General features: G+C 40.4%; 2 protein-coding genes and 1 pseudogene. 2 read left to right on the forward strand and 1 reads right to left on the reverse strand.

The genetic code is table 11. The features are described 5' to 3' along the window. Positions 1-126, reverse strand: a pseudogene (locus O9295_RS27710) (DUF4347 domain-containing protein); the annotation flags it as partial. A gap of 237 nt (positions 127-363) precedes the next feature. Here O9295_RS27710 and O9295_RS04925 point away from each other — a divergent pair. Both O9295_RS04925 and O9295_RS04930 read left to right on the forward strand, forming a co-directional pair. Further along, positions 364-495, forward strand: coding sequence for a hypothetical protein (locus O9295_RS04925; RefSeq protein ID WP_288032127.1), 132 nt, complete (start codon positions 364-366; stop codon positions 493-495). Between the two features lie 85 nt (positions 496-580). Continuing rightward, positions 581-1,756, forward strand: coding sequence for a DNA cytosine methyltransferase (locus tag O9295_RS04930; protein WP_288032130.1), 1,176 nt, complete (start codon positions 581-583; stop codon positions 1,754-1,756). Positions 1,757-1,932: the final 176 nt, after the last annotated feature.

Raw genomic sequence — 1,932 nt, forward strand, 5'->3', positions numbered from 1 at the left:
GGTAGCGGTTAAACGCTGATTTCTCGCACTATTCACCTGATTAGCTTGACTCAAGCCATCAGATTGAGCAAAATTGAACAAAACATCGTCAATAGCAGGAAAGCTCGGCAACAGGGGAGAAGTCATGACGTTAACTGCAAAGGTTTATTGCTAACAGTTTTAGCCCCACAGTCCCCAATTTTTCAATGGTGCTGTAACAAAAATTAAGATTATACAGAAAACGGGTTTCTCAAAGAAACCCGTTTTCTAAATAGTTTCTCGAAGAAACCCGTTTTCTCTGTTGAGAATGTAGGTTAAGTAGGGAGGCACAATTATTTGTAGGATGGGTTAGCGGTAGCGTAACATGAGCGGGCGTTGGGTTTAATGCTTCAACCCAACCTAGGTTCTTCTCGTCACTTTCGGGAATGGGTGGGAAATGGGCAATGGTCGCGGGTTGGGGATGGTGGGGTAGAGAGCGATCGGGGATTGATGACGACTAGGTTAAAAGTAGCTTGACTTTGTTACTCTACCTTCCATAGGCGTGACTTGATTTTTTGTGGACGATGTGTCACAATAAACCATATATATTCAAGTCAGAGCAATGTCAGAACTTCAATTATCATTATTCCCTCAAAATAATCAAGATATTGAAAAGACGAAAAAAGTCAAATTAGGACGTTATGAAAAAATTCAACGGGAACTACTGACCATCAAGCGTGATTTACATCAAGTTTTTGTGGATGTTAATTGTCCGATCGCTCCTCATCTAACTTATAACTTCATTGATTTATTTTGTGGTGCTGGTGGCATAACTCAAGGTTTAGTTCAGGCAAATTTTCATCCAGCAGCAAGTGTTGAAATCAATCCTGTCGCTTCATTAACACATCGGTACAACTTCCCACAATGCCATCATTTCTGCGGTGATATTCATGACTTTCAAGCAGAGAAATGGCTTATCTTGGCAGGCTCACCCGATATACATTTAGTGGTTGGAGGTCCGCCGTGTCAGGGTTTTTCGGTCGCTGGTAAACGAGATCCCAATGATCCTCGAAATCAATTATTTAAAGAGTTTATAAGAGTGGTTTCTGAAATTCAGCCTTGGTATGTCGTCATGGAAAATGTGCCAGGGATTCTCACGATGCAAAAAGGCAAGGTGAAAGAAACTATCTTAGAAGAGTTTGAATTGATCGGTTATTCTAATATTTCGATCGCTATTCTTGAATCTGCCGCTTATGGAATTCCTCAAATTAGACCGAGAGCAATTTTTATAGCTAATAGATTCGATCTACCTAATCCTTATCCTCAACCTCAATTACTACCTCATCAATATATTCCGATAGAGTCGGCTATTTCCGATTTACCTGCTTACACGCCTATTCCCGAAATTAATCATGAATGGACACGCCATTCCTCGAAGTATATGGAACGGATCGCACGAGTACCCCCCGGTGGTTCTCTCTATGAAACCTACGTTGATGCTTTTAAGCGCCAGTATCCAGGCAAACCGAGTATGACCATCAAAGAAAATCATGGAGGTACACATATTCATCCCCATCTTAATCGAGTTATTTCCGCCCGTGAAATGGCCAGACTTCAATCTTTCCCCGATTCGTTTATTTTTGAGGGAACCATGAAAAAAGCTATGTGGCAAATTGGTAATGCGGTTCCCCCACGTTTAGCCGAATGTATCGGATACGCTTTAATTCCTTATCTCAACAAAGTTGCTTTACAGCTAGAGCAAGAATCGCAGATTAATCAGAATAGACCTCTTGCATAATTTTTTTATGGTATAATATAAGGTTTTGCTTTTTTCGGCTCTTCGGGAATTGTTATGCAAATAATTAACTTAAAATAAAATTCGATGAGAGCGCCTACGCTCAAAAGTAGCTGAAATCCATATAGGGAAAGACTTAAAGCACAAACAGGTTAATGCCAAAAGATAGACAATTGAGT

This window comes from Microcystis sp. LE18-22.4A, assembly GCF_027531105.1.
GTDB lineage: Bacteria > Cyanobacteriota > Cyanobacteriia > Cyanobacteriales > Microcystaceae > Microcystis > Microcystis aeruginosa.

Coding starts and splice junctions, on each gene's coding strand:
- O9295_RS04925 (WP_288032127.1), top strand. CDS start 364: ATGCTTCAACCCAACCTAGGTTCTTCTCGTCACTTTCGGGAATGGGTG.
- O9295_RS04930 (WP_288032130.1), top strand. CDS start 581: ATGTCAGAACTTCAATTATCATTATTCCCTCAAAATAATCAAGATATT.